Origin of the sequence: Streptomyces griseocarneus (assembly GCF_014655595.1) — a bacterium.
GTDB lineage: Bacteria > Actinomycetota > Actinomycetes > Streptomycetales > Streptomycetaceae > Streptomyces > Streptomyces griseocarneus.
This window is the reverse complement of record NZ_BNBL01000006.1, coordinates 145,261-159,113: the sequence shown is the minus strand read 5'-3', so window position 1 is coordinate 159,113 and position 13,853 is coordinate 145,261. Positions and strand designations below refer to the sequence as shown.

Genomic DNA, 13,853 nt, shown 5'->3' with positions numbered 1-13,853 from the left:
ATTTGGGGTACGGCGGCGGGTCCGGAGGTCTGGGCCTGCCGCCGCTGTTTTGGCATGATCGCTGGCGCGGTTCGTCATGTCGTCACCCCGGTCGAGAAGAGAGGCGCCGATGATCCTCACGGTCACGCTCAACGCCGCGCTCGATCTGACCTACCGTCTTCCGCGCCTGCGCCCGCACGCCGAGCACCGCGTCCCACCGGCCGTCGAACGCCCCGGCGGCAAGGGCCTGAACGTCGCGCGCGTCCTGGCCTCACTGGGCCACGAGACCGTGGCCACCGGCTTCGCCGGCGGCGCGACCGGAGACACCGTCCGCGCACTGCTGGCGGAAACCTCCGTCACCGACGAGTTCGTCCGCATCACCGGCCCCACCCGCCGCACGGTCGCCGTCGTCGACGACGAGCCGGCCGGCGACGCCACCCAGCTCAACGAGATCGGCCCCGACGTCACCCCCGCCGAGTGGGCCGCCTTCGACGACCGCTACGCCCATCTCCTGCGCGACGCCCGGGCCGTGGCCCTGTGCGGCAGCCTGCCGCCGGGCGTGCCGGTGGGGGCGTACGCCCACCTCGTACGCGCCGCCCGCGCCCGGCGCGTGCCGGTGCTGCTGGACACCAGCGGCGAGCCGCTGCGCCGCGGCATCGCCGCCCGCCCGGACGTCGTCAAGCCCAACGCCGCCGAACTCGCCGCCCTGACCGGCGCCACCGACCCCCTGCGCGCCGCCGTCGCGGCCCGCCGCCGGGGCGCCCACGCGGTGGCCGCCTCCCTGGGCCCCGACGGCATGCTGGCCCTCACCCCCGACGGCGCCTGGCACGCCACCCCGCCGAAGCCCTTGCCGGGCAACCCGACGGGGGCGGGCGACTCGGCGGTGGCGGGCCTGCTGTCGGGCTGGGTCGAAGGCCTTGCCTGGCCCGAACGCCTCGCCCGGGCAGTTGCCTTGTCGGCGGCGACGGTGGCGGCTCCGGCGGCGGGCGAGTACGACGCGGCGGTGTACGAGAAGCTGCTGGGGCAGGTGAGGGTGGATCAGCTGTAAGGGAGCCGGCCCAGTTGTGGGCAATCGTTCCGCAGGGCGGAACGGGTGGGCACAACCGGTCAGCCGGGACCACGAACCCGCACCACCCCGAGGTCCGGGGGCCTGCCCCCGGTTACGAGAAGGGGCGGGGTGGGGGAAAGAACCCTCATGCCACTCACCCGCACCGCAGACCTCATGACCGCCGCCCGGGCCGCCGGCGAAGCCGTAGCCGCCTTCAACGTCATCACCCTCGAACACGCCGAGGCAATCGCCGCGGGCGCGGAAGCCGCGGGCACCCCGGCCGTCCTGCAGATCTCAGAGAACGCCGTCCGCTTCCACGGCGGCGACCTCGCCCCCCTCGCCGCCGCCACGGCCGCCGTGGCCCGCGCCTCGAGCGCCCGCCTCGCCCTCCACCTCGACCACGTCGAGAGCCCCGGCCTGCTGCACGCCGCATCAGCGCACGACTTCACCTCGGTGATGTTCGACGCGTCGAAGCTCCCCTACGGAGACAACGTCAAGGCGACGGCGGCCGCGGTCCGTTGGGGCCACGAACGCGGCATCTGGGTCGAGGCGGAACTGGGCCGCATCGGCGGCAAGACGGGCGACGCCCACACCCCGGGCGTCCGCACCGACCCCGCCGAGGCGGCGGCCTACGTCGCCGACACCGGCGTGGACGCCCTGGCCGTGGCGGTCGGCAGCACCCACGCGATGACCGAGCGCACGGCCACCCTCGACCACACCCTGATCACCGCCCTCCGCACGGCGGCCGGCGTACCCCTCGTCCTCCACGGCTCCTCAGGCGTCCCGGACGCCGAGCTCCGCCGCGCGGTGACGGCCGGCATGACGAAGATCAACGTCGGCACGGCCCTGAACACCGCGTACACGACGGCGGTACGGGCCTACCTGGCCGCCCACCCCGCCACGGTCGACCCGCGCAGGTACCTGGTCCCTGCGCGGGAGGCGATGGCGGAGGTGGTGGCGAGGTTTCTGCGGGTGGTCAGCCCTTGCTGATCCACACCTGGTCGAGGTGAACCTCGCACTTGTTGCCCGGCTCGCAGGAGAGCTTGATGGTGTTGGTGCCCTTGTTGAGGTTGACGTTGGCCCAGGTGTTCTTCCACCCGGCCTCCCAGTCGCCCTCCTTCGTACCGCCGAAGTTCTCCATCCGTATGGCACGGGTGTCGCCCTTGCCATTGGCGCCGATGGTGAGGTTGGCGTCCTTGCCGGGCACGCCGTACCGCACGTTCAGCCGGTACTGGCCGGTCGCGTCGACGTCGACGGTCCACTCGACCGCGGCACCCACCTGGTTCATGCCGGTGATGTAGAGGCCGTCATCGGCCTCCGCACCCTTCACGATCTTCTCCGTGGTGGCGCCACCGCTCAGCCGCAGGCTGGCCGCGTCGCGCTTCTTCATGCCGTTGGCGGAAGGATTCTTGGGCTGGTCGCCCTTCTTCTCCTTCTCCTTCTTCTTCTCGGTGTCGTCGGGCTTGCCCGAGTCCTCCGTGACGACCTTGCCGCTGTCGCCCCCGGCGCTCTGGGTGCCCTTGTCGTCCGAGCTGTTGGTCATGACCGCCACGCCGATGCCGCCGGCGACGACCACGACGACGGCTATCGCCGCTATGAGCAGGCCGCGCCGCTTGGGCCGGTCGCCCGTGCCGCCGCCGTGGGCGCCGCGGCCCGCGCCGGCGCCCGGGGCGGGGGTCCCGGGGGCGGCGGGTGCGCCGCCCGGGAGGGTCTCGGGGGCGGAGTAGTGGGGGTGCGACTGCTGGGCGCGCTGCGCGGCGGGCTGCTGACCGTACTGGCGGGAGCCCACCGGGCGTACCTGGTTGTACGACGTGCGCGGGACACCCGGCTGGCGGGCGGCGGCCTGCTGCTGGCCACCCTCGGTGGCCCCGTCGCCGCCTTCCGAGCGGTACAGGTAGCCGAACGGGTCGTCGTTCTCCGGCGTCCCGGTGCCGTTGTTACCGGCCGTCATCCCCTGTCACTCCCCACATGGTGTGCCCATCGGCGCCCACGCTCCTGTGCGCCGAAACCGTGGTTTTCGAGGCCGGGGCGGCGACCACGGTCGGCGGCGGTGCCGCATCGGCGCAGCCTACCCCGAGCCGACGGGATCACGCCGTGGTCCAGACCTCACGAAGAGGTGCAAACCATCACTCACCCGGCGCGTCTGCCCGCCTTCGCGCGCGACCGTTTCTCGATGTACATCCGCTGGTCGGCGGAGTGCAGCACCTCGTCGGCGGACATTCCGCAGCCCGCCCAGCCGATTCCGAAACTCGCCCCCACCCGGACCGCCCGCCCGTCGACCCTTATGGGCGGGATGATCGCGTTGCGCAGCCGGGCCGCGAGGTCCTCGGCGTCGGCCTGGCCCAGGCCGTCGGCCAGCACGACGAACTCGTCGCCGCCGAGGCGGGCCACCGTGTCGCCGTCGCGGACGCCGTTGCTCAGCCGCTGGGCCACCTCGATCAGGACGGCGTCCCCGGTGTGGTGCCCGAACCGGTCGTTGATCGACTTGAAGCCGTCGAGGTCGCAGAAGAGCACGGCCAGCCCCTTGGTGCCGTCGTCGCCCCCCTCGTCGGGGGCGATGGTGTGCTCGTGGTGGTCGTACGCCCCCGCCGTCATCGCGCCGGACAGGCCGCCGGACAGGCCGCCGAAGTCGTCCGGGACGTAGTCCGGCCCGGCGTCGGAGCCGAAGCCGTGCCCATGCAGGACCGGCTCGCCGACGCGGCCGTGGGCGTGCCCGGCGTACGCCGCGACGCTCGCGGTGCTCTCGACCTCGGCGAAGGCGTCCAGGTGGCCGTACGGACCGACGGCCGCACTGGCGTGCGCCTCGCTGCCGGGCGGGCGGGCGCACAGCCGGCTGCTGAGGCGCGAGCGCAGCTCGGCACTGTTGGGCAGGCCGGTCAGGGAGTCGTGGCTGGCGCGGTGGGCGAGCTGCAGCTCGTGCCGCTTGCGCTCCTCGATGTCCTCGACGTGGGTCAGCAGGAAGCGCGGCCCGTCGGCGGCGTCGGCGACGACGGAGTTGCGCAGCGAGACCCAGACGAACGTGCCGTCGCGTCGGGCCAGGCGCAGCTCGGCGCGGCCGCCCTCGGCCGAGGTGCGCAGGAGGGTGCCGACGTCCTCGGGGTGGACGAGGTCGGAGAAGGCGTAGCGGCGCATCTGGGACGCCGAGCGGCCGAGCAGCCGGCACAGGGCGTCGTTGGTGCGGTGCAGCCGGCCGTGCTGATCACCGCCGAGTTCGGCGATGGCCATGCCGCTGGGCGCGTACTCGAAGGCCTGGCGGAAGCTTTCCTCACTTGCGCGCAGCGCCTGCTGCTCGCGCTCCAGCCGGACCAGGGCGCGCTGCATGTTTGCGCGCAGGCGAGCGTTGCTGATCGCAATCGCGGCCTGCGATGCGTACATCTGGAGGGCCTCGCGGCCCCAGGCGCCGGGTCTGCGGCCGCTGGTCGGTTTGTCGACGGAGATCACACCGAGCAGCTCGCCGCCGGACGGCCCGGTCGTGTACATCGGGGCGAACAGGCGGTCCATCGGGTGCCACTCGTGGGCGAAGCGCGGGGCGGTGCCGCCGGTGTGCCACTGAGGCACGTCGTCGTCGTCGAGGACCCAGCCCTCGGTGTACGGAATGAACCGCAGATCGCCCCAGTGCTCGCCCATCGCCAGGCGCCGCTCCCAGGAGACGCGGGAGCCCACCCGGCCCGCCATCAGGGCCTCGGCGCTGGCGCTTCCCGCCACCGCGGCCACGACGAGATCGCCGTCCGGGCGCACGAGATTCACGGCCGAGAGCTCGTAGCCGAGCCCGGTGACGATGCCGTCGGCGACGGTCTGCAGGGTGTCCGCGAGGCTGCGCGCGGTGTTCAGCTCCGCGATCGCCCGGTGCACCTGTCGCAAGGTCGCCAGGCGGACGTACGGCTCCGACTCGGTCTCCATAGCTCGCTCTCCCCCGAGACCTCGACAGCAACTCCAGGCTTCTTGTTCGTCCGTTTACCGGGCCACTGAATCACAGCGAGCTGACCACTCGGTACACAGGGTCAACAATTACCGCCCTCTGTGACTCATGTCACATGATGTGATGATGTCCCGCTACTGGCGTTCGACTGCAGCTCTATGCTTCCTGAACGCAAATTCGGCAGCCCACGGATGTCACTTCCGTGGCAATTTCCTGATCCATTCGCAGCACTTCGAAAGCGCTTTGCCGACGCTTTCAGGCCGCTGGCACACCGTATCCGCGCCGTATCCGCATCGCATCCGCGCCATATCCGCACCGCATCCGCGTCGATCCGTGCCGCTTCCGTGCCGCTTCCCGGCGCCCTCGCGGGCGCCCGCTCCGGCTTGCCGATCATTTCCGCAGGTAACGGCCGCTCCCCCGGGTCACCGCCGTACCGTGCCCTGCGACCTAGGACCCGTCTGGTCCCCCAGCCCGATGCGGCCCGCGCCCTGGTGCGGCTAGCGTGCTGAACGTGTTGCAGACGACTTCGCCCACAGAGACCGGCATAGCTCATCCTGAAGGGGTGACCGCCGACGAATTCCGTGCCGCCCTCGCCCGCCTTGCCGCGGGCGTCGTGCTGGTGACGGCGCACGACCCCGAGGACGGTCCGCGCGGCGAGGACGTCGGCATGACGGCCACCGCGTTCCTGTCCGTCTCGCTGGACCCGCCCCTGGTGATGGTGAGCGTCCGCAACGGCTCCCGCATGGACGACCTCCTCGAGCGCCAGCCGCTCTGGGGCGTCTCCGTGCTCACCGAGAGCCAGCGCCACATCGCGGGCCGCTTCGCCATGAAGGGCCGCATCAGCGACCGGCTCCTCTTCGAGGACATCCCCTACGAGCGCGGCAAGGAGACGGACGCGCCGCTCGTGCGGGGCGCGCTGGCGGTGCTGGAGTGCCGGACCGAGCAGCGGGTGGCGGCCGGGGATCACACGCTGGTCATCGGCCGGGTGCTGCGGGCGGACACGCCGAGCACGGAGAGTGGGCCGCTGACGTACTTCCGGGGACGGTACCGGCAGTTGGGGTGACCGGCCCGTGGGCTGACGTCGTTGCGTCTGGTGCGGGGGCCGGGGGCTCCGGAGGGTGTTCCGGAATCGGATATTTACGGGCCCGGCACCGTCTCGCGCATTGATCGCCCTCACATTGGGCCCACAAATATCCGGCAGCATTCCGGAACACCCTCCTGCGCCCCCGACCCCCTCCCGTCACATCGACGATCCGGGGCCGTGGACCCATCCGCCTTCGACCGCGATGCCTACAAGCAGCGCAACACCGTCGAACGCTGCATCAACCGCCTCAAGCAATGGCGCGGCCACAGCGGTCGCCCGCCGCCCGCGGACGCGGGTGCGCTGCCCGGCTGGATCCGGCACCGCTTCTGGTGTGCCCGGCGACAGGGCCGCCGGCGTCGCCACTGCCGGGCTACGGCCGCGGTCGCCCGGTTCCAGACATGCCGGATTCACTCGATCTCCGCTTCCGGGAACGGCGGCACCCCGGCGCTGTCGCCGGCCGCGCGCTTCCGCTTGTCCCTCCGGGCCTGCTTCACGCGCTTCGCGTCCCGCCCCAAGGCTTCCTCCTCGCCGATCAGCCCCCAGCCCGACCAACGACCCCGCCATATCGAGGGCTCAAGACGGCATCGCATCGACTATTGGTTACACCGTACACACCGTGTACGGTGTAACCACATCGACGACCGGAGGATCCGATGTCTCAGCAGACCGTCGCGCACGCGTTCGCCGCATTGATGAACGGCCACGACCCCGATGCCGTGGACGGCTTCGTGGCCGAGGACTACGTCAACCACAACCCGTACGTCGAGGACGGCCGGGAGGCCAACCGGGCCTTCTGGGGCCGCTGGTTCGCCGCTTTCCCCGACACCCGTGTGACCCTTGAGGACGTCCTGGTCGACGGAGACCGTGTGGTCGGCAGGTTCACCTACCGTGCCACCCACCTCGGGTCGCTGCTCGGCGAGGAGCCCACCGGTCGCCCGGTGGAGATGCGGTCGCTGGACATCTGGCGCGTACAGGACGGCATGGCGGTCGAGCACTGGGACGAGCTCAACACCATCGAGTTCTTCACCCAGCTGGGCCTGCTCGCACCGATGAACATGCCCGGCGCCCCCGCCGGCGCGCCGAGCCGGGAAGAGGGCGATGCGTCATGACGCCCCCCGGGCAGGAGCCCGAGCCCTCCAAGTCCCGGCAGCGCCGGGAGCGGGAACGTGCCGAAACGCGGACCGAGATCCTGCAAGCCGCCCGTGAGCTGGCCCGCGCCGAGGGCTGGGATGCGGTGAGCATGCGCCGCCTGGCCGACCGGATCGGCTACTCCGCCAACTACGCCTACCGCTATTTCAAGGGCCGCGACGACATCCTGCTGGCCTTCGTCAAGGACGGCTTCACCAGGCTCGCCGCCCTCATGCGGTCGGCCGGTACGACGGTCCAGGCCGCAGCGGGCGCCTACCTGGACTTCGCGCTCGACGAGCCGGACCTCTACCAGGTGATGTACGGCCTCGGCGGCGTCCACGTGCCCGCCGCCGACACCGTCACCGAAGGCGACGCGGTCGGCGCCGTGATCGCGGACGCCCTCGGGATCGCCGACCCCTACGACGACCGCATCGCCCGCATCTGGGCCACCGCGCACGGCCTCGCCGCCCTGCACGCCATCCGCAAACTCCCCGTGGACCGCGCCCACCTGCACCGGCTGCTGGCGGCAAGCGTCGACGACCTGCTCCGCGCCCCGCAGCAACCAGAAGGAGACGCCCGATGACCACCGCTCTCGCCGTCCCCGCCCGCTGGACGGCGGACGACATCCCGGACCAGACCGGCCGCACCGTCATCGTGACCGGTGCCAACAGCGGCCTGGGCTACGTCACCGCGCGAGAACTCGCCCGCCACGGCGCCCACGTCATCCTCACCGCACGAAACGCGGACAAAGGCAGAGCCGCGCTGGACAGGCTCCGCGGCGAACTCACCGAACCCACCGTGGAGCTGCGTGCCCTGGACCTGGCCGACCTGGAGTCGGTCCACGCGTTCGCCGACGCCCTCGACACACCCGTGGACGTGCTCGTCAACAACGCGGGGATCATGATGCCGCCGCGCACCCTCACCAAGCAGGGGTTCGAGTCCCAGTTCGGCACCAACCACCTGGGGCACTTCGCCCTGACCGGCCTGCTGCTGGAGCGGCTGCGGACCGGAAGCGACCCACGCGTGGTGACGGTCACCTCGACCCTCCACAAGAACGGAGCCATCCACTACGACGACCTCGACGGCGAAGGGTCCTACTCACCGCGCGGGTTCTACGCCCAGTCCAAGTACGCCAACGTGCTGTTCGGCCTCGAACTGGACCGGCGACTGCGTACGAGCGCCGTCCCGGTCCGCAGCGTCCTGGCCCACCCCGGCTACTCGGCCACGAACCTCCAGTCCTCCGGACCGACCGGGCTGCTCAAGGCCATCCTCAAGGTCACCAACCGACTCGTCGCCCAGGACGTCGAGACGGGCGCGCTCAACCAGCTCTACGCGGCCGCTTCCCCGCACGCCAGGGGCGGGCAGTTCATCGGCCCCGACGGACGCAACGAGGCGAAGGGCCACCCGACCCTCGTACAGCCGGCCGAGTCCGCCACGGATCCTGAGGCCGCCCGCCGCCTGTGGGACCTGTCGGAGCAGCTCACAGGAGTCCGTTACGACTTCACCAACTGACCGACCGGCCCGCACCACGCCGCCATCTCGCAGGCATCTTCATCTGGTCCGCAAGATGATCCGGAAGAAACGGCCTAGCCCCAGTCGCGTCCCGTGCGGCCGCGCTTCGTCTCGCCGCGGGCCTTCTTTTCCCGGAGCCGTCGTTCGTTGATGCCGCGCGGGATCCTGGTGGGCCGCCGCGGCTTCGGAGGGGGCGCCGTCGCCTCCGCGAGCAGCGCCGCCAGGCGTACGGCCGCGGTCTCGCGGTTGCGCCACTGCGAGCGGTGCTCGGAGGCCCGTACGGTCACCACACCGCCGACGAGCCGGCCGGCGAGGCGCTCGAGCGCCCGCTCCTTCCACACCGGTGGAAGGGATTCCGTCGCGGCGAGGTCGAAGCGCAGCTCGACCTGGCTGTCGCTCGTGTTCACGTGCTGCCCGCCCGGCCCCGAGGAACGCGAAAAACGCCAGATGAGCTCGGCCTCGGGAAGCGAGACGGAGCCGCGGATGACGTGGGGACCGGACATGCCCCCATGATCCCGCGCCCCGGGCGGCCCCGTCACCTCGATTTTCGGGGCGATGTGCCCGGCCCGCGTCAGGAATGAGCAAAGAAAGTAAAGGGAGCTGGAACCCTCCCTCCCCCGATCCGCGTTATCCGGGGTGACTGTAACTTCGAGTGCGCGAGCCGCGAGCGGGTTCGCGAACCGACGGAAAGGGACACATCCCATGGCTGTAAGCCTGTCCAAGGGCGGCAACGTCTCCCTCACCAAGGAGGCCCCGGGCCTGACGGCCGTCACGGTCGGCCTCGGCTGGGACGTGCGCACCACCACGGGTACGGACTTCGACCTCGACGCCAGCGCCATCGCGGTCAACGGCGGCGGCCGGGTCTACTCCGACTCGCACTTCGTCTTCTTCAACAACAAGTCCACCCCGGACCAGTCCATCGTCCACACCGGTGACAACGTCACGGGTGCCGGCGAGGGCGACGACGAGCAGATCAACGTCAACCTGGCCGCGCTGCCCGGCGACATCGAGAAGATCGTCTTCCCGGTCTCCATCTACGACGCCACCACGCGCTCGCAGAACTTCGGCCAGGTCCGCAACGCCTACATCCGCATCATCAACCAGGCCGGCGGCGCCGAGATCGCCCGCTACGACCTGAGCGAGGACGCCGCCACCGAGACCGCCATGGTCTTCGGCGAGCTCTACCGCCACGGCTCGGAGTGGAAGTTCCGCGCGGTCGGCCAGGGCTACGCCTCGGGTCTCGCGGGCATCGCCCAGGACTTCGGCGTCAACGTCTGAGACGTCCGAGCGACTACGTACGCATAGTCAGCGGTAGCGCGGTACGGACGTGGGGGCCGCCGGGATTCCGGCGGCCCCCACGCGTCGTATCAAGCGGTTCGTGCGGTCGTCAGACGGTCTCCGTCGTCACCGCGGCCTCCGGGGCGCCGGACGTCGCCGCGGCCGCGGCTCGCCGGCCGGCGAGCCCCAGCAGGCCGACGACCACGAGCGCGGCCAGCGAGGTTCCGGCCACCATCCACATCGCGGCCTGGGTGCCGTCCGAGAACATCCGGTCGAAGACCTCGCCGGCCTGTCCGGCGCTCAGCGACGTGTGTTCCCGCAGCAGCTCCGCCGCCCGCTCCGGGTCGGCCACCACGTCGTGCGTCCAGCTCCCGGCGGGCGCGTCCAGCCGGGACAGCGCCGAGGTCAGGCTGTCCTCCGCCTGGGCGCGGTAGAGGACGATGCCCACCGCGAGGCCGATGGCCCCGCCGAGGTTGTGGAACGTCCACGAGGACCCCATGGCGAGCCCGGCCTGGCGTTCGGGCACGGACGACAGCGCGGACACCGTGGCCGGGCCCAGGATGCAGGCCCAGCCGAGCCCCATCGCCACCAGCGCGAGGGCGACGTACGTCAGCGACGTGCCGCCGTCCAGGCGCGTGAGCAGCAGCGCCGAGACCGTGAAGGCCGCGAAGCCCACGGCCAGGAGCCGGCGCGGGCCGAAGCGGTCGGTGAGCCGGCCCACGAACGGGGACAGCACGGCCATCACGGCGGTGCAGGGCAGCAGCAGCGCCCCGGTCGCGTATCCGCCGTAGCCGTGCACCTCGTGCAGGTAGAGCGGCATCAGGAAGAGCACGGTGGTGTAGAAGCAGGCCAGCGCGAAGTCGGAGACGATGGCCGTGAGGAACGCGCGGTGCTTGAACAGCCGGAAGCTGATGATGGGGTCGGCGGCGCGGCGCTCGACCGCGTAGAAGGCGATCAGGACGACCAGCGCGAAGGCCAGCAGGCCCAGCGTGCGGCCGCTCGACCAGCCCCACGAGCCGCCGAGGGTGAAGGCGAGCACCACGGCCGGAATGCCGAGGCTGATCAGGACGAGGCCCGGCCAGTCCACGCCGGGCCCGGCGTCCTCGTTGCGGGACTCGCGGACGCTGAACGAGCACAGCGCCAGCGCCACCGCGACCAGGGGCACGTTCACCCAGAACACCCAGTGCCAGCCCAGGGCGGAGACGATGACGCCGCCGAGCAGGGGCCCGATGGCCAGGCCGACGCCGTTGACGCCGTACAGGGCCCCGATCGCCCGGCCGCGCTGGGACTCGGGGAAGGCGTTCTGCACGATGGCGCCGGTGGAGGTGTACAGGATGGCCCCGGCCGCGCCCTGGAGGAAGCGGAAGGCGATGAGCCAGCCCGTGCTGTCCGCGAACCCGGCCCCCAGCGAGGCCAGGCCGAAGACGACCGTCCCCGCGTAGAGGACACGACGCCGCCCGTACGCGTCGGCCAGGCGTCCCATGGTCACCATGAACATCGACAGGGCGACGATGAACATGTTGACGATGAGCTGCAGGTCGGTCACGGAGGCGCCCAGATCCGACTGGATCTGGGGGGCGGCGGTGTTGACGATGGTCAGGTCGATACAGCCAAGGAAGCTGATCAGGCCGACCCCCGCGAATGCCCACCATTTACGGTCGGTTGATGTCGTCACAGTTCGTGTCCTCTACACGTATAGCGGCGTTACGAAGCGAGGCGAAGTGCTCTGCCCGCTGTGTGCCGTGTTTATGCCGCGGCTTCGGGCACGGCTGCCCGCTTCTTGAACCTCAGGGACAGCCACCCGCCCTTCCCGGGGTATTCCCCGGCGACGAACAGTCGCTGAGTTTCAGCCATTGCGGCGGTCATGGGCTGCGGATATATGACGTAGTCGTACCCCTGGTGTGCCCACATCGGCATGATGATGGGACATTCCTCGATCAGATAGGACAAGCAGTTCCTGAAGGCGAGTTCGGTATCGGCCTCCGGGTCGCGGGCGGTGAGCCGGTCGATGAACTTGCCGATCGTCGCTTCGACCGCCGCCCGATAGCCCGGATCCTCGGCATAGGCGCGCTCCACGCGCTGCCGGAACTCCCCGTACTCGGGATCCTCCAGCGCCTGGTCCCAGCGCAGCACCTCATTGCTCACGGACAGCCGGCCGAGAACCTTGTCGTTGCGTTCCAGCCACTCGTCACCCTCCCGCAGTGCCCTTTCGTAGGCGTCCTCGGGAGAGAGGTGGAGGTAGTTGGTGCGCTGCAGGGTGTCGGCGACGGCGATGGTCAGCTGCTGGAATCCGCTGCGGTTGACGAGTTCCACGGTCGCCCGCAGCTTGTCGCCCTCGTGATAGCGCTGACCGACGCTCACCAGCAGAATGGCGCGGGTTCCGGCCAGTGTCAGCTTCTTGGCCTCCTGACCGAAATTCGCTTTGGTCCGGCCGTCGATGATGTAGTCGTTCATCAGGCGTCAGCTCCAGAGCTCGAGGGGCCGGTCGGTTCCGTAGTAGCCGAGGAAGTGCCCCAGCGTGATGCGCGGTTCGTCGCCGGACGGCCGCACGGCGTGGATCTGCCGCGGGTTGAGCAGCAGCAGGTCACCGGGCGCCGGCTTGATGACCTCGACGGGCGGTCCGAGCTTGTCGCGCTCGATGCCCCAGACCCGCTCACCCTTGAGCTCGTTGTACGTCTCCTCGCCCGGCTCGGTCCCCCACAGCTCCAATTCACCGCCCTCGCGCGGGATGTTGACGTAGATGTTGACCGAAAGCTGCGCGGTGAGTCCCTGGGCGTGGTCGGCCGGCAGGTTGCGCTCGAGGGCGTCGGTATGGGGGTTGAGGTCGACGTTCTTGTCCTGATAGCGGCAGATGCCGATGAAGGCCTTGCGCCCGCCGACGTGCATCAGATTCGCCCCCGCATGCCAGGTCTCCTCCAGCAGCAGCCGGAGAACGTCACTGGGCGAGGCGTAGGGCGCGAACAGATCCCGCATGCGCTGAATATTCGCCCGCGCCTCGGCGTGATAGCGGTCCCTCGACGCCTCGTCACTGATCTCGGAGTACGCGAAGCCGATGCGCTGGAACGCGGTGTCCTGGCTCAGACCGTCCCGGTCGGGGTGGTCGTAGAGCTGAGCGCGTGCGGACGCCAAGGCCTCCGGATGAATGAAGCCAGGTATGTGTACAGCCAATGCAGTGCCTTCGACGACGGCAAGGATGTCCTCGTGCGACAGCTCTGATCCGTTATTCCGCTTGATGACGGTCATGTGGCCCTTCTCCATGTACAGGCGGGCAGGCGAAATAGATCGCCGGCACATCCGAGATGCACCTCAGGGCGATCGGTGGCCACTACACCGGTCTTAACGCGCTAACGTCAAAGGCAGTTGATCAGCTGAACGAAGACTTTCGGCAAGCCTGGCTTGAAGGTTTTCCCGGCCGCGGGACCCCTCGGGGACCCCTCAGGGCTCGTGAATCTGAGTACGCGTACGGATGCGCGCCGGCCCCGCCCTGGCCGACGCTGTCGACATGACGACCCCGAACCCGGACGAACACAGCAGAATGCCCTACATCGTGGGCATGCTCGTCCTCACCCTGATCTTCCTGTCCCCGGCCATCTGGGTCTGGACCCTGCAACTCGAGGACGTCCAAAACCCATCGGGCTCCGACTGGATGGCCAACCACGACGCAAACGTCCGCTTCGCCCAGCTCACGGGCTGGATCGCGGGCGTACCGGCGGCGGGAGCGATAGTCGGCTCAATAGTGGCGGCGGCTTGCCGCCGCCACCCGGGAGCAGGCGCGGCCACCGGCGCGTTCCTGGCCGCGGTGGGCCTACTGGCCTTCGGCCTCTACGACTTCGCGGTCCACTTCACGCTGGAGCCGTGACCCCGCCACGGGACACCGCGCCTCGGGCGCGGCCCGGTTCGGCGAA

Annotated in this window: 14 protein-coding genes and 1 pseudogene; 9 read left to right on the top strand and 6 right to left on the bottom strand. The window is 70.5% G+C overall.

Annotated elements, in window-relative coordinates:
- Positions 1 to 109 precede the first annotated feature (109 nt).
- Together IE295_RS17330 and IE295_RS17325 are read left to right on the top strand one after the other, a co-directional pair.
- Entirely contained in the window at positions 110 to 1,027 is a 918-nt protein-coding gene (locus tag IE295_RS17330; protein ID WP_190064556.1) for a 1-phosphofructokinase family hexose kinase, read from the top strand.
- A gap of 147 nt (positions 1,028 to 1,174) precedes the next feature.
- A complete protein-coding gene (locus tag IE295_RS17325; protein ID WP_190064555.1) occupies positions 1,175 to 2,017 on the top strand; it encodes a class II fructose-bisphosphate aldolase in 843 nt (280 codons plus the stop codon).
- Here IE295_RS17325 and IE295_RS17320 read toward each other — a convergent pair.
- Together IE295_RS17320 and cdgB are read right to left on the bottom strand one after the other, a co-directional pair.
- Positions 2,004 to 2,978, bottom strand: coding sequence for a carbohydrate-binding protein (locus tag IE295_RS17320; protein ID WP_190064554.1), 975 nt, complete (start codon positions 2,976 to 2,978; stop codon positions 2,004 to 2,006). The two genes, IE295_RS17325 and IE295_RS17320, sit on opposite strands and share 14 nt — an antisense overlap.
- A 179-nt stretch (positions 2,979 to 3,157) precedes the next feature.
- A complete protein-coding gene (gene cdgB / locus IE295_RS17315; protein WP_190064553.1) occupies positions 3,158 to 4,927 on the bottom strand; it encodes a diguanylate cyclase CdgB in 1,770 nt (589 codons plus the stop codon).
- 530 nt (positions 4,928 to 5,457) lie between these two features.
- Here cdgB and IE295_RS17310 point away from each other — a divergent pair.
- The 5 genes and pseudogenes from IE295_RS17310 (at position 5,458) to IE295_RS17290 (ending at position 8,670) form a co-directional block, all read left to right on the top strand.
- A complete protein-coding gene (locus tag IE295_RS17310; protein ID WP_224323086.1) occupies positions 5,458 to 6,009 on the top strand; it encodes a flavin reductase family protein in 552 nt (183 codons plus the stop codon).
- 192 nt (positions 6,010 to 6,201) lie between these two features.
- Positions 6,202 to 6,294: pseudogene (locus IE295_RS17305) on the top strand (IS5/IS1182 family transposase); the annotation flags it as partial.
- Between the two features lie 389 nt (positions 6,295 to 6,683).
- Positions 6,684 to 7,139, top strand: coding sequence for an ester cyclase (locus IE295_RS17300; RefSeq protein WP_190064551.1), 456 nt, complete (start codon positions 6,684 to 6,686; stop codon positions 7,137 to 7,139).
- Positions 7,136 to 7,741, top strand: a complete 606-nt coding sequence (locus tag IE295_RS17295) for a TetR/AcrR family transcriptional regulator (protein WP_190064550.1) — start codon at positions 7,136 to 7,138, stop codon at positions 7,739 to 7,741. The genes IE295_RS17300 and IE295_RS17295 overlap by 4 nt, the downstream gene beginning before the upstream one ends.
- Positions 7,738 to 8,670 (top strand): oxidoreductase, encoded by a 933-nt coding sequence (locus IE295_RS17290; RefSeq protein WP_190064549.1) that lies wholly within the window; start codon positions 7,738 to 7,740, stop codon positions 8,668 to 8,670. The genes IE295_RS17295 and IE295_RS17290 overlap by 4 nt, the downstream gene beginning before the upstream one ends.
- A 74-nt stretch (positions 8,671 to 8,744) precedes the next feature.
- On the opposite strand, the gene arfB is transcribed toward IE295_RS17290, so the two are convergent.
- Positions 8,745 to 9,173: an alternative ribosome rescue aminoacyl-tRNA hydrolase ArfB gene (arfB, locus tag IE295_RS17285; protein ID WP_190064548.1), complete on the bottom strand. Its 429-nt coding sequence runs from the start codon at positions 9,171 to 9,173 to the stop codon at positions 8,745 to 8,747.
- A 199-nt stretch (positions 9,174 to 9,372) separates the two neighbouring features.
- Here arfB and IE295_RS17280 point away from each other — a divergent pair, with 199 nt between their 5' ends.
- Positions 9,373 to 9,948, top strand: a complete 576-nt coding sequence (locus tag IE295_RS17280) for a TerD family protein (RefSeq protein ID WP_190064547.1) — start codon at positions 9,373 to 9,375, stop codon at positions 9,946 to 9,948.
- Between the two features lie 109 nt (positions 9,949 to 10,057).
- Here IE295_RS17280 and IE295_RS17275 read toward each other — a convergent pair whose 3' ends face one another.
- The 3 genes from IE295_RS17275 to IE295_RS17265 form a co-directional block, all read right to left on the bottom strand.
- The gene (locus tag IE295_RS17275; RefSeq protein ID WP_190064546.1) at positions 10,058 to 11,623 is read right to left on the bottom strand and encodes an MFS transporter; all 1,566 of its coding nucleotides are present in this window, start codon (positions 11,621 to 11,623) and stop codon (positions 10,058 to 10,060) included.
- A gap of 71 nt (positions 11,624 to 11,694) precedes the next feature.
- Positions 11,695 to 12,402 (bottom strand): tRNA-dependent cyclodipeptide synthase, encoded by a 708-nt coding sequence (locus IE295_RS17270; protein WP_190064545.1) that lies wholly within the window; start codon positions 12,400 to 12,402, stop codon positions 11,695 to 11,697.
- A 6-nt stretch (positions 12,403 to 12,408) separates the two neighbouring features.
- Entirely contained in the window at positions 12,409 to 13,191 is a 783-nt protein-coding gene (locus IE295_RS17265; RefSeq protein WP_190064544.1) for a 2OG-Fe(II) oxygenase, read from the bottom strand.
- Between the two features lie 259 nt (positions 13,192 to 13,450).
- Here IE295_RS17265 and IE295_RS17260 point away from each other — a divergent pair, with 259 nt between their 5' ends.
- A complete protein-coding gene (locus tag IE295_RS17260) occupies positions 13,451 to 13,807 on the top strand; it encodes a hypothetical protein (RefSeq protein WP_190064543.1) in 357 nt (118 codons plus the stop codon).
- Positions 13,808 to 13,853: the final 46 nt, after the last annotated feature.